The sequence below is a fragment of the Falsiroseomonas frigidaquae genome (assembly GCF_012163145.1).
In the GTDB taxonomy this organism is placed as follows: Bacteria; Pseudomonadota; Alphaproteobacteria; order Acetobacterales; family Acetobacteraceae; genus Falsiroseomonas; species Falsiroseomonas frigidaquae.
In genome coordinates this window covers 226,420-246,450 of record NZ_JAAVTX010000002.1, presented here as the reverse complement: position 1 = coordinate 246,450, position 20,031 = coordinate 226,420, and the positions used below count along the sequence as shown (strand labels likewise).

Annotated in this window: 20 protein-coding genes; 12 read left to right on the top strand and 8 right to left on the bottom strand. The window is 71.5% G+C overall.

Going from position 1 to position 20,031, the window contains the following annotated elements:
• Nucleotides 1-3 precede the first annotated feature (3 nt).
• From HB662_RS05560 to HB662_RS05545, 4 genes are all read left to right on the top strand, one after another.
• Complete coding sequence (locus HB662_RS05560; RefSeq protein ID WP_168048071.1) at nucleotides 4-483, top strand: hypothetical protein; 480 nt, start codon at nucleotides 4-6, stop codon at nucleotides 481-483.
• The gene (locus tag HB662_RS05555; RefSeq protein WP_168048069.1) at nucleotides 480-977 is read left to right on the top strand and encodes a hypothetical protein; all 498 of its coding nucleotides are present in this window, start codon (nucleotides 480-482) and stop codon (nucleotides 975-977) included. Before HB662_RS05560 ends, HB662_RS05555 begins: the two co-directional genes overlap by 4 nt.
• Before the next feature lie 163 nt (nucleotides 978-1,140).
• Nucleotides 1,141-1,359, top strand: a complete 219-nt coding sequence (gvpA, locus tag HB662_RS05550; RefSeq protein WP_168048067.1) for a gas vesicle structural protein GvpA — start codon at nucleotides 1,141-1,143, stop codon at nucleotides 1,357-1,359.
• Nucleotides 1,360-1,447: 88 nt separating this feature from the next.
• Nucleotides 1,448-2,203, top strand: coding sequence for a hypothetical protein (locus HB662_RS05545; RefSeq protein ID WP_168048065.1), 756 nt, complete (start codon nucleotides 1,448-1,450; stop codon nucleotides 2,201-2,203).
• Nucleotides 2,204-2,209: 6 nt separating this feature from the next.
• On the opposite strand, the gene HB662_RS05540 is transcribed toward HB662_RS05545, so the two are convergent.
• Together HB662_RS05540 and HB662_RS05535 are read right to left on the bottom strand one after the other, a co-directional pair.
• On the bottom strand, nucleotides 2,210-3,220 hold the full coding sequence (locus tag HB662_RS05540) for a 2-hydroxyacid dehydrogenase (RefSeq protein ID WP_168048063.1): 1,011 nt from the start codon (nucleotides 3,218-3,220) through the stop codon (nucleotides 2,210-2,212).
• Between the two features lie 23 nt (nucleotides 3,221-3,243).
• The gene (locus tag HB662_RS05535; protein ID WP_168048061.1) at nucleotides 3,244-4,119 is read right to left on the bottom strand and encodes a universal stress protein; all 876 of its coding nucleotides are present in this window, start codon (nucleotides 4,117-4,119) and stop codon (nucleotides 3,244-3,246) included.
• A gap of 257 nt (nucleotides 4,120-4,376) precedes the next feature.
• On the opposite strand from HB662_RS05535, the gene HB662_RS05530 reads away from it, so the two are divergent.
• Both HB662_RS05530 and HB662_RS05525 read left to right on the top strand, forming a co-directional pair.
• Nucleotides 4,377-5,906: an L-lactate permease gene (locus tag HB662_RS05530; protein WP_342449452.1), complete on the top strand. Its 1,530-nt coding sequence runs from the start codon at nucleotides 4,377-4,379 to the stop codon at nucleotides 5,904-5,906.
• A 46-nt stretch (nucleotides 5,907-5,952) separates the two neighbouring features.
• A complete protein-coding gene (locus HB662_RS05525; protein WP_168048059.1) occupies nucleotides 5,953-6,909 on the top strand; it encodes a 1-phosphofructokinase family hexose kinase in 957 nt (318 codons plus the stop codon).
• 44 nt (nucleotides 6,910-6,953) lie between these two features.
• On the opposite strand, the gene HB662_RS05520 is transcribed toward HB662_RS05525, so the two are convergent.
• Complete coding sequence (locus tag HB662_RS05520; protein ID WP_168048058.1) at nucleotides 6,954-7,502, bottom strand: hypothetical protein; 549 nt, start codon at nucleotides 7,500-7,502, stop codon at nucleotides 6,954-6,956.
• Nucleotides 7,503-7,718: 216 nt separating this feature from the next.
• Here HB662_RS05520 and HB662_RS05515 point away from each other — a divergent pair, with 216 nt between their 5' ends.
• The 3 genes from HB662_RS05515 to HB662_RS05505 all read left to right on the top strand — a co-directional run bounded on the left by HB662_RS05515 (nucleotide 7,719) and on the right by HB662_RS05505 (nucleotide 11,254).
• Nucleotides 7,719-8,918, top strand: a complete 1,200-nt coding sequence (locus HB662_RS05515) for a glycosyl hydrolase family 8 (protein WP_168048056.1) — start codon at nucleotides 7,719-7,721, stop codon at nucleotides 8,916-8,918.
• A gap of 84 nt (nucleotides 8,919-9,002) precedes the next feature.
• Nucleotides 9,003-10,034, top strand: a complete 1,032-nt coding sequence (locus tag HB662_RS05510; protein WP_168048054.1) for a hypothetical protein — start codon at nucleotides 9,003-9,005, stop codon at nucleotides 10,032-10,034.
• Nucleotides 10,031-11,254: a hypothetical protein gene (locus tag HB662_RS05505; protein WP_168048052.1), complete on the top strand. Its 1,224-nt coding sequence runs from the start codon at nucleotides 10,031-10,033 to the stop codon at nucleotides 11,252-11,254. The genes HB662_RS05510 and HB662_RS05505 overlap by 4 nt, the downstream gene beginning before the upstream one ends.
• A 7-nt stretch (nucleotides 11,255-11,261) precedes the next feature.
• Here the strand turns inward: HB662_RS05505 and HB662_RS05500 are convergent, their stop codons facing one another.
• Nucleotides 11,262-11,720, bottom strand: a complete 459-nt coding sequence (locus tag HB662_RS05500) for a PaaI family thioesterase (protein WP_168048050.1) — start codon at nucleotides 11,718-11,720, stop codon at nucleotides 11,262-11,264.
• A gap of 283 nt (nucleotides 11,721-12,003) precedes the next feature.
• On the opposite strand from HB662_RS05500, the gene HB662_RS05495 reads away from it, so the two are divergent.
• From HB662_RS05495 to HB662_RS05485, 3 genes are all read left to right on the top strand, one after another.
• Entirely contained in the window at nucleotides 12,004-13,236 is a 1,233-nt protein-coding gene (locus HB662_RS05495) for an HWE histidine kinase domain-containing protein (protein WP_168048048.1), read from the top strand.
• 54 nt (nucleotides 13,237-13,290) lie between these two features.
• Nucleotides 13,291-13,605: a DUF6522 family protein gene (locus HB662_RS05490; RefSeq protein ID WP_168048037.1), complete on the top strand. Its 315-nt coding sequence runs from the start codon at nucleotides 13,291-13,293 to the stop codon at nucleotides 13,603-13,605.
• Between the two features lie 130 nt (nucleotides 13,606-13,735).
• Nucleotides 13,736-15,736, top strand: a complete 2,001-nt coding sequence (locus HB662_RS05485; protein ID WP_168048035.1) for a hybrid sensor histidine kinase/response regulator — start codon at nucleotides 13,736-13,738, stop codon at nucleotides 15,734-15,736.
• Nucleotides 15,737-15,748: 12 nt separating this feature from the next.
• On the opposite strand, the gene motA is transcribed toward HB662_RS05485, so the two are convergent.
• The 4 genes from motA to HB662_RS05465 form a co-directional block, all read right to left on the bottom strand.
• Nucleotides 15,749-16,615: a flagellar motor stator protein MotA gene (gene motA, locus HB662_RS05480; protein ID WP_168048033.1), complete on the bottom strand. Its 867-nt coding sequence runs from the start codon at nucleotides 16,613-16,615 to the stop codon at nucleotides 15,749-15,751.
• Nucleotides 16,612-17,700 carry a flagellar motor protein MotB gene (locus HB662_RS05475; protein ID WP_168048030.1) on the bottom strand — a complete coding sequence of 363 codons (1,089 nt, stop codon included), beginning with the start codon at nucleotides 17,698-17,700 and terminating at the stop codon, nucleotides 16,612-16,614. Before HB662_RS05475 ends, motA begins: the two co-directional genes overlap by 4 nt.
• A 101-nt stretch (nucleotides 17,701-17,801) precedes the next feature.
• A complete protein-coding gene (locus HB662_RS05470) occupies nucleotides 17,802-18,782 on the bottom strand; it encodes a threonine ammonia-lyase (RefSeq protein ID WP_168048028.1) in 981 nt (326 codons plus the stop codon).
• A complete protein-coding gene (locus HB662_RS05465; RefSeq protein WP_168048026.1) occupies nucleotides 18,779-19,915 on the bottom strand; it encodes an NAD(P)/FAD-dependent oxidoreductase in 1,137 nt (378 codons plus the stop codon). The genes HB662_RS05470 and HB662_RS05465 overlap by 4 nt, the downstream gene beginning before the upstream one ends.
• Nucleotides 19,916-20,031 lie beyond the last annotated feature (116 nt).

The following is a 20,031-nucleotide window of genomic DNA, read 5'->3' as shown; positions in this document are numbered from 1 at the left end:
GCTATGATGCAGCAGGCGGTCACCTTGCCCCTGGCGCCCGGCCTGGGCTCGCTCCAGGCGGAACAGCCGGCCTTCCTGTCGCTGCCCCGGCACGGCCGCCGGCCGCTCGGCTTCCACGGCCGCCTGCTGCTGCAGGTCTCGGCGCGGGAGCCGACGCTTCCGGTGTGGAGCGATGTGACGGTGCATGAATCGGTCACGCGCCATCTCGTCATCGCCATCCGCCACGCGCTGCGGGAGGATCGATCCGTGTCGCGCGACTATGCCGAGGCGTGCGACGGGCCGGACGTGGCGCTCGCCTTCCTGCACGCGCACGACCCGCTGCACGACCTGCCTGTCGAGGCGCTGTACGCGGCGGCGGAGGGGCTGGCGGAGCCGGCACGCCACCAGGCGGCGGCGGCCTGCGCGCAACGCCTGCGGCAATCCTGGCGCGAGGTGCTTTCCACCTGCTTCGGCCATCGCAACCCCCAAGGAGATCTCCGATGAACGTTGTCAACGCGCTCGAACAGCTCAGCGAACGTCCACCGCTGGCCATGGCGGCGGAGGCGCGCACGCCGGTGCGTGGCGCGACTTCCACCTTCATGCTGCGGAAGTCGGGAAGCCGGCCGGTTTCCTTCTCGGGCCGGCATGTCGGCTTCGGCAACGGCTACCGCGTCGGCACGCCGCTGTGGCATGAGCTGAACCTGTACCAGACGGAAGACGGCCATTTCGTCGCCGATATCCGCGTGTTCAGCAAGGCGCAGGGCGCCAAGGACCAGTTCCATGTCTGCGTCGCCGACAGCGTGGAGGAAGCGTTGCAGTTCTTCGAGGGCTATGACGCGCGCGGCGACGTGCAGGCGGATTTCGATCCGGCCGACCCCAGCCTGGCCCCGGCCGAGCTGATGGTGCATGCGGCCGCGCTGAAATACCGCATCGCGGAGGCGGAATCGCAGTACCGCGCGGTGCTGGCGTCCTTCCTGCATCAGCTCAGCGCCGGCTGACGCAGGAATGCTTCGTTCCGGAAGGGCTTCCTTAAGTGCTTCCGGCGACAATCGAGGCGGCCAGCACGGCATCAGGCGGCGAAGGATTTCCCGCTGCCGGCATGGTCTCCGCCGTTCCGGGATGAGCTCGGGATGACACCGCAAGACAGGAGGGCGTGAGCCCATGAACATCAACAAGAGCCTGGCGTCTTCCTCCCTCGCGGAGGTCATCGACCGCATCCTCGACAAGGGCATCGTTGTCGATGCCTTCGTCCGCATCTCGCTGGTCGGCATCGAGCTGATCGCCATCGAGATCCGCGCGGTCATCGCCTCCGTCGAGACCTATCTGAAGTATGCGGAAGCGGTTGGCCTGACCAGCGACCCGTCGCTCGCGGCGGCCTGACTGGCTAGCTGACCGGCCGGACGGGAATGCACCCGTCCGGCCGTCCCGTCCCCTTTGCCGCCCCACCCCCTGGCGCAAGGATGCCCGCATGAGTGACGCGCCCACGCCGCCGCCGGGCGAAATCCTGGTTGCCGCTTCGCGTGCCGCGCGCGGCAGCCAGCGCACCGCCCTGCGTGCCGCCCTGCAATCCGGCCGGGCAGCATTGCAGGCGGAACGCCGGCAGGCATCGCTGGACGCCGCCACCCGTCCGCCACGTTGGCGACCGGTGCGCCACGCGGCGAACGTGGCGGAGCCGGTGCCCGAGATGGCGCCAGAGACCGTGCCGGAACCAATACCGGAACCAATGCCGGAACCGGTGCCCGTCCCGCAGGCGGCCAGCGCCGATTCGCCGTTGCCGGAAGCGGAGGCAACGACGCTCGCGACTGACGTGGCGGAGAGCATTTTCTCCGCGCTGGTCAGCGATCTTCCCGCCGAGGCGGAGCCGGTGGTGACGCTGGCGCTGGTGCAGGACGAGGCCGCGGCGACCCATGACGCCGTGCCGACGGAGCAGGATTCCGAGCCGGAAGTACTGGCCGAAGCGGAGATGCAGCCCGAGGCGGAGCTCTCCGCTCCGATCGCGCCAGATTCCGTGGCGCCCGACGCCGAAGACCCGGCCCCATCGCCCCCCGTCACCGCGCTCGGCCCGGGGATGCTCGCCCGGCTGCGGATGGTCGGCTATGCGCGCTTCGAGGATCTGGCGACCGCCGACCCCGCCGCGCTGCGCCACGCGCTCGGCGACATCAGCCGGCTGCTCAATGTCGAGGCCTGGATCGAGGACGCACGGCGCAGCGCGGCCAAGGTCTAAGACCGCTCAGGCCAGCTTCTCGGTCGAGACGGCGTGCAACGCCCTGCCGGTTTCGGCGAAGGCACTGATGTTGCCGATGGTGGTCTCCGCGATCGCGGTCAGCGCCTCATGCGTGAAGAAGGCCTGGTGCGCGGTGACCAGCACGTTGGGGAAGGTCAGCAGCCGGGCGAAGATGTCGTCCTGCAGCATCTGACCGGACAGATCCTCGAAGAACAGGTCGCCTTCCTCCTCATACACATCCAGGCCAAGCAGGCCGATGGCGCCGGATTTCAACCCGGCGATGACGGCGCGTGTATCGACGATGGCGCCGCGGCTGGTGTTCACCAGCATGGCGCCGCGCCGCATGCGCGCGATCGCCGCGGCGTCGATCAGATGATGCGTCGCCGGCGTCAGCGGGCAATGCAGCGTGATGATGTCCGACCGCGCCAGCAGATCCTCCACGCCGACATATTCCAGCCCCAGCGCGGCGCCTTCCGCGGCGGGGTAGGGGTCGTAGGCCAGCAGCCGGCAGCCGAAGCCGGCAAGAATGCGCGCCACCGCCAGGCCGATGCGCCCGGTGCCGATGATGCCTGCGGTGCGGCCGAACATGTCGAAGCCGAGCAGCCCATCGAGCGCGAAATTACCCTCCCGCACCCGGTGATAGGCCCGGTGGATGCGGCGGTTCAGCGACAGCATCATCGCCACCGTGTGCTCCGCCACCGATTCCGGCGAATAGGCCGGCACCCGCGCCACGGTGATGCCGAGCCGCTGCGCCGCCACCAGGTCCACATTGTTGAAGCCGGCGGAACGCAGCGCCAGGATCTTCACGCCGCCGCGGGCGAATTGCTCCAGCACCGCGGCATCGGCCTGGTCATTGACGAAGGCGCAGACCGCCTGCGCCCCTGCCGCCAGTGGCGCGGTTTCCGGTGACAGGCGCGCCTCCAGATAGGTGATGCGGTGCGGCGACCCGGCGGCCGCGTTGGCGGCATCGAGGAACTGCCGATCATAGGGCTTGGCGCTGAACACGACGATCTGCATGGGTGTCTCCGGCAAGGGCTGGTTCAGCCGTGTTGGCGCAGGGTCATGGTATCGCAGGGCAGCGCGGCCAGCAGGCGCTTGGCGGTACTGCCGACCAGGAAGCTGGCAAGGCCGCTGCGCCCCTGGGTGCCGATCACCACGAGCGGTATGCCCCGCGCCTGCACATAGTCGCAAATCAGCGCGCCGGCCTGGCCGTATTCCAGCAGCGGCGTCACCCGGTCGCGCCAATCCGCCGGACCCTGCACATGCCGCAGGAAGTCGTCCAGTTCCGCCGCCGCCTGGTCGCGCATCTCCTGCATGTTGGCGTCGCGGCTGATGAAGCCCTCGAAGGGCACCTGGAAGGCATGGAACAGCGTGATCCGTGCCGCCGGGAACAAGTGCAGCGCCGCCTGCAATGCCTGCCGCGAGGATTCGGAGAAATCCGTTGCCACCAGGATCTCGCCATAGGCGCCGCGCGGCCGGCCCTTCACCACCAGCACCGGCATCGGCGCGTGGCTGACCAGCCTGTCCACGATGGCGCCGAGCGTGGCGCGGCCCAGCATATCGTCCCGTGCCACGCCGGTGACGAGCAGCCCGGCATCCATCGCCTCGGCCTGGGCGAGGATGGTCTCCGCCGCCTCGCCGCGCGCCAGCATCACGTCGCATTCGGTGCCGCAGCCCTCCAGGTCGGCGCGGATCTGCTGTTCGGCGCGGGCCGCGGCGCCGGATCGGTCGCGGCGCCAGGAGGGAAGGTCCGCCGGTTCCTCGACGGGCATCACGTGCAGGATGCAAAGCCGGGCAGCCCAGCCCTTGGCCAGCAGGATGGCACGATCCTGCGCGCGGTCGCAGCGGCTGCTGAGGTCGGTGGCCAGCAGGATGGTGCGGGGCAGGGCCCGTTGTGGGGGTGACGCCGTGGGCATGATGTTCCTCGCCTGGGTTTCCCGCACAAGTCTGACCTGAGGGGAGGGTCTGTACATTGATAAAAATCAATGTTTGATCGCGAAATTCCGGGCAGCCTTGGGTCGGACAAGATTGCTCATACGGTATGAGTGACGGGTGTGTCGGCAAGTCGCGGTGGTTCGATTGAGGTCCAGCGCCAGCCGGGCCAGGCTGGTTGCATGAGGAACATCTTGCGGATGTTACGCGCGACACCGGATTATATGGGGGCAGTCGCCTGGTGAGCGCGTTTCAGGCCGCCGCCGCACTGCTGCCGATCGGTCTTGTCGTGCTGCTGATGGCCGGGCTCGGCTGGGGGGCGGTGGCGGCCGGGCTGGCGGGCGGCGCCGCGGCCCTGCCGGTGGCGCTGCTGGTCTTCGGCTGGCAGGGGCCCGCGGCGGCCGGCGGGCTTGGCGGCGCATTGGCGGGCGTCGCGGCGGAGGCGGGCTTTTCCGCCCTCACCATCATCTGGGTGGTCGCCCCCGCACTGATGCTGCACGAATGGCAACAGGCGAATGGCGGCACCGAGGCGCTGCGGCGCGCGCTGCTGCGGCTATCGGCGGACCGTGGCGTCACGGCGCTGCTGGTCGCCTGGTTCTTCGCCTTGTTCGCGGAGGGCGCGGCCGGCTTCGGCACGCCGGTGGTGCTGGCGGCGCCGATCCTCGTCGGGCTGGGCTTTCCGCCGGCGCAGGCGGTGGCGATGGCGCTGGTCGGGCATGCGGTGGGCGTGTCCTTCGGCGCGGTCGGCACGCCCGTGGTGCCGCAGGTGGCGGCCAGCGGCCTGGATCCGCTGGCGCTGTCCGGTGCCACCGCGCTGCTGCATGCGGCCTGCGGCTGGGCCATGGCGCTGGCGCTGCGCCACATGGCAGGCGCGGCGAGCCTGCGCCTGGCGCTGGGCGCGGCCTTCGCCTTCCTGCTGCCCTTCACGGCCATCGCGCTCTGGGTCGGGCCCGAACTGCCGACGCTGGGCGGCGCGCTGATCGGCGGGCTCGCCTTCGCCGCCGCCCTGCCGAGGCGCCGCCCGGCGCCGGAGCCGAGGTCGCGCCGCCCGGCGCCGGAGCCGGGGCCGACGCGCCGGGAGATGCTGGCTGCGGTGCTGCCCTACCTGCTTCTGCTCGGTCTGATCCTGGCGACCAGGCTGCTGCCGCCGCTGCGCCAGGCCCTGGCCGGCGCCACGCTCGACTGGTCGCTGGCCGAGGGCGCCTTCGGCGGCAGTGTCGCGCCGCTGTACCACCCGGGCACGCTGCTGATGGCCAGCCTGCTGCTGGCCGCCTTGTGGCGGCGTCGCCGCCTGTCGGAACTGGGCGGCGCCGCAGCCCGGGCGCTGGTCCGGCTGCCGGCCGTGCTGCTGGCGCTGCTGCTGATGCTCGGCCTGGCGCGGCTGATGGTGCATTCCGGGATGATCGCCGCGCTGGCGCAGGCCGCGGCGGGACTGGCCGGCGCGGGCTGGCCGGTTTTCGCAGCGGCGACCGGGGCGCTCGGCACCTTCGTCACAGGCTCCGCCACCGCATCGAACATCCTGCTGACCGATTTCCAGCTCGCCACCGCCGCGGCGCTGTCGCTGCCGGTGCTGCCACTGCTGGCGGCGCAGGGCTTTGGCGCGGCGATCGGCAACATCATCTGCCCGCACAATATCGTGGCCGGCGGCGCCACCGTCGGCCTTGCGGGGCGGGAGGGGGAGGTGCTGCGCCGCACCTTGCCCGCCGCGACGCTTGTGGTGGCGCTGGGCGGCGCGCTGACGCTGGCGGCGGTGGCGGCCTGGCCCGGATGAGGTCCCACCCTCGCGCGCCGGGCGCTGTTCTGGCAGGCTCGCGCCCATGTCCAGCGACCCCCTGATCGTCACCCTCACCGCCAACCCCTCCGTCGACCTGGCCTGCGAGGCGGAGGCGGTGCGCCCGGTTCGGAAGATCCGCACCAGGAACGAACGCTTCGACCCTGGCGGCGGTGGCGTGAATGTCGCGCGCGTGGTGCGGGAATTGGGCGGGGCGGCGCTGGCCGTCGTGCTGGCCGGCGGCGTCACCGGCCGCCTGATCGAGGAATTGATCGACGCGGAGGGCGTGCCGCGCCGGACGGTGGAAATCGCCGGCCGCACGCGCATCAGCCAGATCGTGCAGGATCTCTCCAGCGGCCTGGAATACCGCTTCGTGCCGGAAGGGCCGGAGGTGGCGGAGGCCGAGTGGCGCGCCGCGCTCGCGGCGCTGGCGGAGGCCGGCGGCGAATGGCTGGTGCTCAGCGGCAGCCTGCCGCGCGGCATGCCGGAGGATTTCTTCGCCATCGCGGCAGCCCAAGCCCGCGCCCGCGGCCAGCGCGTGGTGGTGGACAGTTCCGGCGCGCCGATGCGGGCCGCGGTGGCGGCTGGCGGGCTGGATCTCATCAAGCCGAGCCTGGGCGAATTCGAGGCGCTGGTCGGCCGCAAGCTGCCGGAATCGGCAGACCAGGAAGCGGCGGCGCTGGATCTGGCGCGGTCCGGCGCGGCGCGGCTGGTGGCGGTGACGCTCGGCCATCGCGGCGCGGTGCTGGCCAGCGCGCAGCGGGTCTGGCGGCTGCCGGCGCCGGATGTACCGGTGCGCGGCGCCGCCGGGGCGGGGGACAGTTTCGTCGCCGCGATGACCCTGGCGCTGGCCCGTGGCGCCTCGGCCGAGGACGCCTTCGCCTGGGGCAGCGCGGCGGGTGGGGCCACAGTGGCGCAGTCCGGCACCGCGCATGCGCAGCGGGCGGAGGTGGAGGTGCTGTTCCGGCAGATGCGCCCGCATCTGGACCGCGCCGCCGCCTGAAGCTGCCGGGCGGCAGCGCACGCGCTTCCGTGCCGTGGCGCCGCTCAATCCTGGGCCGCCGCCTCCGGCGTGGCGGACCAGCCGATACGCTGCACCAGCGGTGCCGGCCCTTCCTGCGCCTCGGTTTCCTGCAGCACGAACACAGCCTCCAGCCACAGCGGCGCGTGATGCCCGGTGAGGGTCCAGCCCATGCGGTGCTGCACCAGGTCCAGGCCGCGTCGCCGCTCCACCACCCGTTCCTCCCGCGCAGGCGGGCCGTAGCGATCCAGCGCTGCCTGGCGCAGCGTGGCGAGGGCCAGCGGCGGCTGCGGCAGGCTGGTGTGCCATGCCGCCACCACGGGCGCATCGCCGCCGGCACCGCGGCTTGCGAGGCGCAGGCCGGGGCAGAGCAGCCAAGCGGCCTGCGGGCTGCAATGGTCGCCCTGGGGCAAGGCCAGGTGCAGGGTCAGGCCGCCCGGCAGCGGCAATTGCCCGGCCGGTTGCAGCGCCGGCATCGCGGCCAGCGCCTCGCTCACCGTCATTGGCGGTAGCGGCAGCGTCGGCAGCATCTGGTCCTTCGTGGTGGCCAGCGCGGCATCGCCGAGCAGGATCACGAATGCGAGGACCAGAGGAGTCGCAGCTGGGGGGAGCCTGCTACGTGGGGCGAAGGTCATTCATCAGATCATTCAGCAGAATGATCCACATATCATCACGTCGAAACGTTTCAGATGAATTAAGATTTGTTAGAAATGGAATAGATGTCCGCGGGCGAAGCATGCGCCTATTGGAATGGGGTTTGCCGCCGGAGGCATCGCCGCTATCATGCGAAAGTGATCGAAGGAACGAGGGTGACCGATTGCGGTACAACCCTGTCGCGTCCCACCGCAGCGTATGGCCGCCGGGCCTGGGCTGGTCTCCTGGTCGGGCTCGGAGCTTCAAGCCACGGGGATGCCCAGGAAACCGGGCGGCCGGTACGGGCCTCCCTGCCGCCCGCGGCGGGTGCGCGACTGAAGGCGGAACGCGACCAGCTGGACTGGGTCACCTTTCGCCGCCGCTGGATCCGCGACGATGGCCGCATCATCGATTCCGCCAATCGCGGCGTCTCGCACAGCGAGGGACAGGGCACCGGGCTGATTTTCGCCGCGCGGCACAACGACCGGGCGAGCTTCGAGCGGATCCTCGTCTGGACGCGTGGCGCGCTGCGACGGCCCGGGGATGCGCTGCATGCCTGGCGCTACACGCCCGGCGCCGCCCTGCCGGTCGATGATCCGAACAATGCCAGCGACGGCGACCTGCTGATCGCCTGGGGCCTGCTGCTGGGGCATGAGCGCTGGGGCGTGCCGGAGCACCGAAGCCTCGCCGGCAGCATCGGCCGGGACCTGCTCCGCATCTGCACCCTGTCCATCGGTTCCGAACGGCTGCTGCTGCCGGGCGCGCATGGCTTCGTCCATGCCGACCATGTCGTGCTCAACCCGTCCTACTGGCTGTTCGGCGCGATACGGGCGCTGGACGGGGCCTTCCCCGATCCGGGCTGGGACGCGCTGCGCCAGGCCGGGCTGCGCCTGCTTCGGGGTGGGCGGTTCGGCCGCTGGGGGCTGCCGCCGGACTGGCTGCGCCTGCCGCGGGGTGGCGGCAGCCCGTCTCCCGCCAGCCCCTGGCCGCCGCGGTTCTCCTGGGATGCGGTGCGGGTGCCGCTGCACCTGGTCTGGGGCGGACATCTGCGGGAGCCGGCCCTGCGCGCCTGCGCCGATTTCTGGGGCGATCCGCGCTGGCGCCAGATGCCGGCCTGGGCGGACCTGAACACCGGAGCCGTCGCCCCCTATGCCGCCACCGCCGGCATCCAGGCCGTGGCACAGCTCGCCATGGCGTCGCAGGCCGGCTGGGGACGGCACGAGGCTCTGCCGCGCGTGGCCGAGGCGCAGGACTATTATGCGGCGAAGCTGGTGATGATGGCGCATTACGCCTGGGATGAGCGCGGCCTGGACATGTCGGAGGAACCACGCCTGCGGCTGCGCCAGCGCGACTCCTGAAGGCAGCCGGGCCACCGATTTTCCACCTGCGCGAACACTTCCTTTATCGCGCTGCCCCACCCTGGCCTCCAGATGCCAGACTGTATGCAAGACACGATCAAGGGCTTCGCGGCCAGCCTGCCGGAACGCCAGGCCAGTTTCGCGGAGCGTGGCTGCGCCATGCCCTTCACGGCGCCTATGCTGTCCGGTGCGCGGCTGCGGCGCGGTTCCTCCGGGCCGGCCGAGATGCTGCTGCCGGCGCTGGGCGGGCGGGGCGTCTATGTCATGGGCTGGAATGCCTGCCTGCTGCATTGCGCGCCCTCGCTGCATGATCGCCAGCTCTGGGACCGCATCGCGACTCAGGAACGGCCGACGCCCGCCTTGGTGCGGGCCGCGGCGCGGGAGGTGGCGCGGCTCGGCTATGCCGGGCGCCCCGCCCAGGCCGCGGCCAAGGCGGCGCTGCGGCAGCAGGAGGCGGTGCGCGATGGGCTGCGCGACGTGCTGGCCGCGCGCTTCCTGCCTCTGGCGCCGGATGCGGCCGACCTGCTGGCGCCGATGGTGGCGGTCCTGGCGCAGGCCGGCACCGGGCCGGGGCAGCTTTCGGAGCGTAGTCCCTCCGCCGCCATTCCCCAGGCCATCGTCGCACTGGAAGCCTTCTGCGCCAGCATCGCCGCCTGGAGCCAGATGGCGCAGACACCGCAGGAACGGCGCGGCGCCGCCATCGCGCTGGGCGCGGCGCGGATGACGCTGCTGGTCGCGGATGCATCGCTGCAGGCGCTGTGGCGCACGGTGGCGGAACTGCCAGCCAGGCTGGCGCGCGGCGAGGTGCGCCAGGGGGATGTGCTGCCCCTGCTGGCAGATTTGGCCTCGCGGGCCGACTGGCTGCTGGATGGCTGGACCATGGTCGGCGCGCTATGGGCCGCCGCCGGCGCGGCCGGGCGCGGCGGGGTGCTGGCGGAGCTGGTATCCGTGCTGCCGGTGCCGCCGCTGGAGGCGGAAAGCTGGCCCGGCCCGCGGGCGGAATGGGACACGCTGCTGCGCGCCCGCCGCATGGTCGCCCCCGGCCCGGCCTGGAGCTGCGGCGGGCTGGTGGATCTGGCGCAGCGGAACGAAGCGTTGAGGGCCCTGGCACCATGAACCTGCTCGGCGGCCAGGCGCGCCAGCTTCGCCTCGCGCTGCAGCAGGCGCCGGACCACGCGGTGGGCCGGGTGGTCGCCATGCTGGACGGCCTGGCCGATCGCAGCATGATCGACGAGGTTCTGAACAGCGTGCGCCCGCGGCTGCGGCGCCTGCAGCCGCCCCGCCCGCTCCGCCTGCCGCGGCTGTTGTTCCTGCCGCTGGAGGCGGCGCTGGTGCCGGCAGCCGGCTGGCGGCCCGGCTCGAACCTGGTGCCGCGCAGCGCCATCACCCCGATCGCCGCGCTGGTCAGCGGCGCCTTGCCGGACCTGGCGGAGCAGGTGGAGGCCGGCACCGTCGGCCACAGCCTGACCGATCATGCCGTCGTCGCCGCGCTCGGCGCGCGGCTATGGCCTGCGGCGAGCATGGTGGCGACGCCGCAGGTGCCGCGCGGCTGGGTTGCCGCCGGGCTGCCGGAATCGGCCGCCCTGCCGATCCTGGCCCTCTGCGCCGCCGTCTGGCGCCAGGCGGTGCCGCTGTGGCAGGCGCGGACCGCCGCCTCGGCCGGCGCGATGGAGGCGCTGGCGCTGGCAAGGGCGGCGCTCGCCCCGCTGGTGGCGGATGGCGCCGCGCCGCTATCGGCCGGGCTGACGCTGCTGCTGCGCGCCGCCCTGGCGCCCGGGCAGATCGCCACGCTCGCCACCAGCCTGTCGGCGCAGATCCATCCGGTGGCGGAGCGCGCCTTGGCCAGCATGCTGGCTGACGACGCCGCGGCGGTCGCCGCCGCCACATCCCCCGACGAGATGGCGCAGACGGCGGGGCTGCTGGCCCGTCGCCTGGCGGATCTGGAGCACACCGCCAATGCGCTGGTGCGGGACCAGCGCCAGCGCCACGCCGCCATCCTGCGCCGCGACACCGGGCAGGCCTGCCACGCACGCTTCGCGGCGGCGCTGGTGGAAACGCTGCTGGTGCCGCTGGCGCGCGTCGCCGCCGGGCCGCGCGCGGAGGATTCGGTGGTGGCGATGCTGGAGGGGGCGGCGCGCGACCTGCGCCGGCTGGAAGCCGCCGGTCGCCGGCTGGGCCAGGAACTGGCCTTCGACCGCAGCCTGCGCGACGCCGTCGCGCAGATCACCCGGCTGGCGGCGACTCCGGCCGGGCTGAACCGGATCGAATTCGCCCGGCTGGTGGAGATTCTGGCCGGACCCGATGCGGCGCTGGCGCTTCAGGCGGAGCCCGGCTGAACCGGCTTCAGGCCGGCTGGCCCTCATGCGTCTCGCTGCCGGCGCGCCAGCGATGGGTCGAGGCACCGAACGCCACCATCTGCCCGGCCTCGTCGAACACCTCGGTCCGGCAGAAGAAGATGTTGCGGCCGCGCTGCGCGACCTTGCCCTCGGCGATCAGGCGTCCGCCCTTCACCTGGCCGGTGAAGCGGCAATCGAGGTCCAGGGTCACCGCCTTGCGGACATTCCCCGGCACGCTGCACCACAGCCCGGCATAGCCGGCTGCCTGGTCGATCATCGACAGGATCAGCCCGCCATGGATGATGCCGGAGCGATTGCGATGCGCGTCGCCGGCGATGCAGGCGAGGCGGGCCAGGCCTTCCTCCCAATGCACGAGGGTCAACCCGAGCAGGGCGTGGTAGGGTGCGCCCTGCGGATCGAGATCGGGGCCGGGTGCCGGGTTCGGTGCAAGTGGGGTCTGGGTCATTTCCCCCGGATGCCGTTCCCGCGCCATCCGGTCAACCTTCCCACCGCGCGCTGAACCGCGCGCCTGCCATGGCCAGGACTTCGGGCAGGCAGCGCCTTCGCGGTGGTCGCCGAGGCAGTCGGCATTGCGGGCCCCGTATCCAGGCCACGCGCAGTTGTCCGGCCAGAAGCTGAAATCAGACGCAACTTGCGGCGCCTTGTCCGGTTGATCCGCGTTGGTGATCCATACCCCGGTTCGGGGCGGGCGCCGGTTGGCGTGGCCGCGGCCAATGAGGATTGAATTCTTGAGCCACGGAGAGCCGGCCCGCAGCCTCGAAGTCGAAAAGCTGCTGCGCCAGCAGGCGGTATTGGCGAAGTTCGGTGAACTGGCTCTCAAATGCGCCGACCTGGATGTGATCCTGACCCAGGCCTGCGTCCTGGTGGGTGAGGCCCTCGGCACCGATCTCGCCAAGGTGGTGGAACTCCTGCCAGATGGGCAGACCCTTCGCGTGCGCGCCGGCGTTGGGTGGAATCCCGGCGTGGTTGGCGTCGCAGAGGTCCAACTCAGCGAAAGATCCTCGGAGACCCATGCTCTTCGGCACGGAATTCCGATGAGTTCCTCCGACATCGCAGGCGAAACGCGCTTCGAATACGCTGAATTCCTGAAGCAGAACGGCGTGCGGGCGGTGGTGAACGTCGCGATCCTGGGCAGTGAGGAGAAGGCGCCCTTCGGCCTTCTGCAGGTGGATAGTCGCGTGCCTCGCGACTTCACCCAATCCGATGTTCTTTTCCTTCAGAGCTACGCCAATCTGCTGGCGGCCGCGGTGGCGCGTCTTCGGGGGCTCGACCAGATGCGAAGCAAGGAGGTGGCCCTGAAGCAGGCGCTGGTGGATTGCTGCAATGGGGCGGAGCGCCAGAAATTCCTCTCCCTGGAGATCGACCACAGGTCGAAGAACATGCTCGCGGTCCTGCAGGCTGCCTTGCGGCTGACCGTGGCCAAAGATGTTCCTACCTTCGTCCAGGTCATCGAAGGCCGTGTCGCCGCCCTGGCGCGGGCGCAGAACCTGCTGGCCGCCAGTCACTGGCAGGGCGCCGACCTGCATGCGATGCTGCGCGGTGAACTGGCGCCCTACCTCGAGACAGGCTCCCGGCCGCAGGCTGACCTGGATGGGCGGATGCTGACACTCCCGAACGCCGCTGTGCAGCCATTCGCGATGGCGCTGCACGAGATGACGACCAACGCGATCAGGTATGGTGCCCTCTCCATTCCCACGGGACGACTGCGGATCTCCTGGCAGGCCGGAGAAGATGGCACTCTCCACATGCGGTGGGCGGAGAGCGGCGGCCCGCTGTTGCCGGCCCCTCCGCACAAGCGCGGCTTCGGGTCCCGCGTCCTGACCAACACGCTTCGCACGCAGTTGGGTGGCACGATCGTCATGGCGTGGGAGCCCACCGGACTGGTCTGTGATTTCGTGGTGCCCCTGCTGAGAAGCAGCAGATCTGAAGGGCTACCATCCTCGGTTCTGGCGGCGGTGTGACCGGAGCGACCTGAACACCCCGGCAGCCCTGCGCGGCGCCTGAAGGAGCCTGCCATGAACGAGCCCGCCATGAACGAGCCTGCCATGAACGAGCCGGCAAGGAATGAGCCTTGGCACGCCAACCTGCCACAGCAGGTGGAGATCGACGGGGCGGGAGACGCGGTACTGACCGCGGCCCAGGCGGCAGCGCTGCTCGGCGTGGCGCTGGAGGTCTTCCTGACGGATTTGCGCGCGGGCCTCGTCTATTCCGTGGTCGAGCGCGGCGAGGGCGCCGATGCCGGCCGACTGCGCCTGACGCTGCACCGCCGGGCGACACAGCGGCGAATACTCGTCGAGGCTGCGACCGGGCGCGTGCTCGGACCTGATTGATGCCGCGTTAACCACACGATAATGGGAGCGTTATAGGCGCTGGCCTACATTGAGGCGTCGCGAACGCGGCCGGCCGTTCCGCGCGGCTGCCGCGCCCAATGCCCCTGGGACTGGTGAGGTCGCCCGAGACATGCGTTCGCCACAGCCACTGGATGCCGATCTCGATTGCGTGGTGGAGGCGCTGGGCGACAGCGCCGTCATCAGGTTGTCGCCCGAAGGGGACATCCGGCATCTGGGCGCCGCGGCGGCGCGGTTGCTGGGCCATGTGCCGGAGGCAGTGCTCGGCCGGCACTTCCGGTTGTTCTATCCGCCCGAGGCCCTGGCGGCGGACCAGCCTGCTGTGGAACTGAATGCGGCGCGGCGGGACGGGCGCTGCGCGGTGGAGGCCGAGCGCCTGCGCCAGGACGGCACGCGCTTCCAGGCCGCCAGCATCCTGCTGGCCCGCTCCGATCCGGCGGAGCCCGGCTTCCTGCTGGTGCTGCGGGACCTGACGGCGCGGGAGAGGCTGCGGCAGGAATTGGAGGAGGCGCAGCAGGAGGTGGAGCGCCGGCTGGCCGAGCTCGCCTTGCTGCGCCGCGCTTCCCGTGGCGCCGGGGAGGAACGCTTCCGCCAGGTGGTCGAGGCCGCGCCCAACGCCATGGTCATGATCAACGCCGCCGGCCAGATCGAGATGGTGAACGCCCAGGCCGAGCGCGTCTTCGGCTACCGGCGGGACGAGATGCTGGGCCGGCCGGTGGACATGCTGGTGCCGGAGGGGTCGCGCGACCTGCACCCGGCGCTGCGCCGCGGCTTCTTCGCGCAGCCGCAATCGCGCCCGATGGGGGCGGGTCGGGACCTGCACGGGCTGCGCAAGGATGGCAGCGAATTCCCGGTCGAGATCGGGCTGAACCCGATCGAGACCGAGGACGGGCCGATGGTGCTGTCCGCCATCCTCGACATGTCCGCCCGCGTGCAGCTTGAGGCGCTGCTGCGCCAGGCGCAGAAGATGGAGGCGGTCGGCCGCCTGACCGCCGGCGTGGCGCATGACTTCAACAACCTGCTGCAGACCATGATGGGCAGTATGGAGATCCTGCAGGACCGCGTCCTGGGCGACCTGGCGAGCGAGGAACTGGTCGCCTCCTCGATCGACGCGGCGCTGCGCGGTGCGCGGCTGACGCACCACCTGCTCGCCTTCTCGCGCAAGCAGGTGCTGCGGCCGAGCCAGATCGAGATCGCCGCGCTGCTGCGCAAGACGGTGGCGATGCTGGAGCGCACGCTGGGCCCCAAAATCCGCATCCGCGCCCTTGAAGAAGCCGGCGCGCCCGCCGGGGACCAGGCCGGCGGGCTGCAGGCCTTCGCCGACCCGGCGCAGCTGGAGGCCTGCATCCTCAACCTCGCGATCAATGCGCGGGATGCGATGCCGCGCGGCGGCAGCCTGACGATCCGCGCCTATGGCACCCGCATCGGCCCGGACGAGGCGACGGAGACGTTGCAACCCGGCGACTATGCCGTGCTGTCGGTGGAGGACACCGGGTCCGGCATCAAGGACGAGATCCTCGACAAGATCTTCGAGCCGTTCTTCACCACGAAGGATGTGGGGGAGGGATCCGGCCTGGGCCTGCCGATGGTGCTGGGCTATGCGCGGCAATCCGGCGGCGATGTGCGGGTGGCGTCGCTACCTGGCCAGGGCACGCGGGTGGAGGTGCTGCTGCCGCGCATAGCCCCGGCCGAGCCGGCGGCGGAGGTGGGCAGGCCCGGCCCCGTGGCGCAGCCCGGCTGTGGCCGGGTGCTGCTGGTGGATGACGCGCCGGACGTGCTGCAGACGCTGGGCGCCTTCCTGTCCGGCGCCGGCTACGAGGTGACACGCTGCGCCAGCGGCGACGAGGCGCTGCAGGTGGTGGCCGAGGGGGCGCAGCTGGATTGCGTGGTGACGGACTACGCCATGCCCGGCCTGTCCGGCGTGGACCTGCTGCTGCGGCTGGCGGAGCTGCGGCCGGGCCTGCCGGTGCTGGTGGTGACCGGCTATCCGGGGGTGGAGCCGCTGGGCGACCTGCCGCAGCATGTCGAGATCCTGCGCAAGCCCTTCCCGCGGGCGGAGCTGCTGCGGCGGGTGGCGGCGCTGGTGGCGGGAAGGGTGGGCCCGCGCGGCTGAAGGCGCGGTGCCTCAGCCGATCTGCAGGTTCTGCAGCGCTTCCTCCAGCTCCGCGAAGCTCGGCATCGAATGGGTCGGCGCCGTCTTGCGACCGGCCTCCACCGCCACCTGCGGGGCATTGCCGTGCAGATGGGCCACCAGCACGGCGCGGATCACCTCGTAGTATTTGCAGTCCTCCTCGATCACGCCGTTCAGCCGCGTCGCCATCGGGCCCATCACACCATAGGCCAGCAGGATGCCGAGGAAGGTGCCGACCAGCGCGCCGCCGATCATGCCGCCGAGCACGGCGGGCGGGCTGTCGATCGCGGCCATGGTCTTGATGACGCCGAGCACGGCGGCGACGATGCCCAGCGCGGGCAGCGCGTCCGCGGTGTTCTGGAAGGTGTGCGCCACGTGCAACTCCTCCGCCCGCACCTTCTTCAGTTCCTTGGACATGATGTCCTCGATCTGGTGCGGGTCGTCCGCATTCATGCCGACCATGCGCAGGTAGTCGCAGATCATCGCCAGCGCGATCTTGTCCGCCATGATCTTGGGGAATTTCTGGAAGGCGACGCTTTCCGCCGGCTTCTCGATATGCGCCTCCAGCGCCATCGCGCCCTTGGTCTGCGCCAGCCGCACGAACCAGTACAGCAGCGACAGCAGGTCCACGTATTCGTGCTTGTGGAAGCGCTCGCCCTTGATGATCTGCCCGAAGCCGCCCAGCGTGTGCTTCACGCTATGCATGCTGTTGCCCATGACGAAGGCGCCGATGGCGGCGCCGCCGATCATCATCATCTCATAGGGCAGCGAGTGCAGGATGATGCCGAACTTGCCGCCGGCGATCACGTAGCCGCCGAACACCATGGCCAGCAGGAAGACCAGGCCGCCGATCGTGGTCATGGTGCGGTGGTCCTCGCTGGGGGATTGGGCGGCGTGGTGGGGGGCGGATCGCGCAGCAGCGTGATGGAGACGCGGCGGTTGGCGGCGGCGTTCGGCGTTTCCGGCACCAGCAGGTCGCGTTCCGCATTGCCGGTGACGCTGCGGATGCGGCCTTCCACCAGCCCCGCCTCTGCCAGCAGCCGGCGCGTGGTATTGGCGCGCTCCGCCGAGAGATCCCAGTTGGAACGCTCGCCACCGCCGCGGAAGGGCGTGGCATCGGTGTGGCCGGCGACGGCGATCTGCTGCGGCAGGCGGTTGATCACCTGCGCGACGCGCGCCAGCAGCAGCCGGGCGCGATCATTGGGGGCGCTTCCGCCGAGTGCGAACATCGGCTGGCCCTCGGCATCGACGAGCTGGATGCGCAGGCCTTCCGGCACCTGTTCCACCAGCATCTGCTTCGCCAGTTCCGCCAGCGCCGGGTCCATCGCCACGGCGGCGCGGATTTCCTCCGCCGCGCGTTCGAATTCGGCCCGCTCGCGGCGTTCATGCTCGGCGCGCAGCGCGGCATCGGACAGGGCCCGCGCCTCGGCCTCCTGCGCTTCCGCCGCAAGCTGCGCCTGGCGGGCCTGTTCGCGCGGGTCGGCATCGCCGGGCGGCAGGTCGGCGCGGGCCTGGCGGACGCGGCGCGGGTCGGCCTCGTCGTCATCGCCCTCCGGCCCCTCCCGCTTCGGCACGGGGCGGGCGACGGTGGGAACATCCTCCTCCACCTCCACATCCTCCAGCACCGGCAGCGGGCCGCGCTGCAGGCGGATGGCGCCGGCATTCTGGGTGACCTGGGCGGATTCATTCGGGGTGCGGCCGCCGAAGGGCTGGCCGGCGCCGGTCTGGTTCTGGCCCATCACGTTGGTCGGCGCGAAATAGTCGGCGAGGCCCCGGCGCTGTTCCTCCGTGGTCGCGTTCAGCAGCCACATCAGCAGGAAGAACGCCATCATCGCCGTCACGAAATCGGCGTAGGCCACCTTCCAGGCGCCGCCATGGTGGCCGTGCTCGCCTTCCTCGATGCGCTTGATGACGATCGTCGCGCCGTTCTTGCCGCCCTTGGCCATGGATCTCCGTGCAGCTCCCGCGCGCCCCTCATGGGCGGGCAAGGCTGAGGAGATAGCGGCAGGCGGTTAAGACGCGGCTAAACCGGCCGCGCCGGCCCGCTTCAGGCCGCCAGGGCCTGCGCGAAGACCGCCGGGTCCACATTGCCGCCGCTGACCACCACGCCGACGGTGCGGCCACGGGCCTCGACCTTGCCGGCGAGCACCGCGGCCAGCGCCACCGCGCCGCCCGGCTCGACGACGATCTTCAGGTGCTCGAAGGCGAAGCGCATGGCGCGGAACACCTCCGCCCGCGTCACCACCACGCCGCCGGCCAGGCGCGGCTGGTTCACCGCGAAGGTCAGCGCGCCCGGCCGCAGCGATAGCAGCGCGTCGCACAGCGTCTCCCCCTGCCCGTCGGCGGCGATCCGCTGCCCGGCTTCCAGCGACAGGCGGGTGTCGTCCCACCCCTCCGGTTCCACCGCCCAGATCTGCGTGGCGGGGGAGGCACCCTCCGCCGCCAGGGCGCAGCCGGCGATCAGCCCGCCGCCGCCGGTGCAGACCGCCAGCGCATCAAGGGCCAGGCCCGCGCCCTCGGCATCCGCGAACAGCTCCAGCGCCAGCGTGCCCTGGCCGGCGATGATGTCGGGATGGTCGAAGGGCGGCAGCAGCGTGGCGCCGCGCTCCGCCGCCAGGCGCTCGGCCAGCGCTTCCCGGTCCGTGCCGCGGCGATCGAAGAAGGTGATCTCGGCGCCCCAGCGGCGGGTGCTGTCCACCTTGATGGCGGGCGCATCCTGCGGCATCGCGATCAGCGCGGACATGCCGAGCATGGCCGCGGCGCAGGCGGTGGCCTGGCCGTGATTGCCGGAGGAATGCGTCACCACGCCGCCGGCCCGCGCCGCCTCCGGCATCAGCAGCGCGGCATTGGTGGCGCCGCGCAGCTTGAAGCTGCCGGTGCGTTGCAGCGGTTCGGGCTTCACCAGGATGGTGCCGCCGGTCAGCTCGTCCAGCAGCCGGTGGCGCAGCATCGGCGTGCGGATGATGTGTGGCGCGATCCGTGCCGCGGCGGCGCGGACATCGGCGTGGCTGGGCAGGGCGCCGGTCATGCCGCCACCGTGCCGGCGCCGTTTCGCGCGAAGCGGTTCGGGTTCACCAGGGGCAGGATCGGCAGCAATTCCTCCGCCACCGCGCCGGCCACCATGCCGGCGACCAGCCGCCCCGCCGCCGGCGCGGTCTGGATGCCGTAGCCGCCCTGGCCGATCATCCACAGGAAGCCCGGCGCCTGCGCGTCGAAGCCGATGGCGAGGCTGCGGTCGGGCGTGAAGCTGCGCAGCCCGGCCCAGCGATGCTCCACCCGCGTCACAGGAATATCCAGCGCCTGCTGCATGCGGTCGATGGCGATGGCGATGTCGATTTCATCCGGCTGCACGTCATGCGGCGGCATGTCGGTCTCATCGGCCGGGGACAGCATCAGCTTGCGCCGCGCCTCCGGCCGCAGGTACCAGCTATGCGCGGCATCGCCGATCAGCGGCCACCGGCTGCAATCATGCTGCCCGGGGTCGATGATCAGCGCCGTGCGCCGCTTCGGCTGCAGGCCGATCGGCGCCAGCCCGGCGAGCGCCGCCACCTCATCCCCCCATGCGCCGGCCGCGTTCACCAGCACCGGTGCGCGGAACACCGTGCCGTCCTTGGCGGCCGCGTGCCACAGCCCGCGGTCGTGCCAGATGCGCCCGGCGCGCGAGCGCAGGGCGAGGACGCCGCCGGCCGCCCGCGCGGTCTTCAGGAAGCCGGCATGCAGCGCGGCGACATCGATGTCGAAGGCATCGCGCTCGATCGCGGCGGAGACGGCATAGCCTTCCCGCAGCGGCGGCCCCATGGCGGCGATGGCGGCGAGCGGCAGCGGCTCCAGCCCCTCGCCATCCTCCAGCATCGCCGCCATCGCGGCCGCCTGGTCGGCCGGGGCAACCGTCACCACGGGGCGCTGCGCCAGCAGCGGCGCGCTGGCGAAGCCCGCCGGCGGCTCGGCGAAGAAGGCGCGGGAGGCGGCCGACAGGCGGCGCACATCGGGCGGGCCGTAGTTCTGGATCCAGATGGCGGCGGACCGGCCGGTGCTGTGATAGCCGGCGGTTTCCTCCGCTTCCATCAGCGCCACGCGCCCGGTCGCGGCGCAATGGGCGGCGGCGGTGGCACCGGCAATGCCGGCGCCGATGACGAGTACGTCGAAATCATGGGTGTCCATGCCCGCATGGTCCTGCGGCAGGGGGCATGCGGTCAATCCTGGCCATCGTGACGAACTATCGGCGAAGCAACGACATGGAAGGTTGCAAGCTTGCTTCGGGCCTGACTAACCTGCAC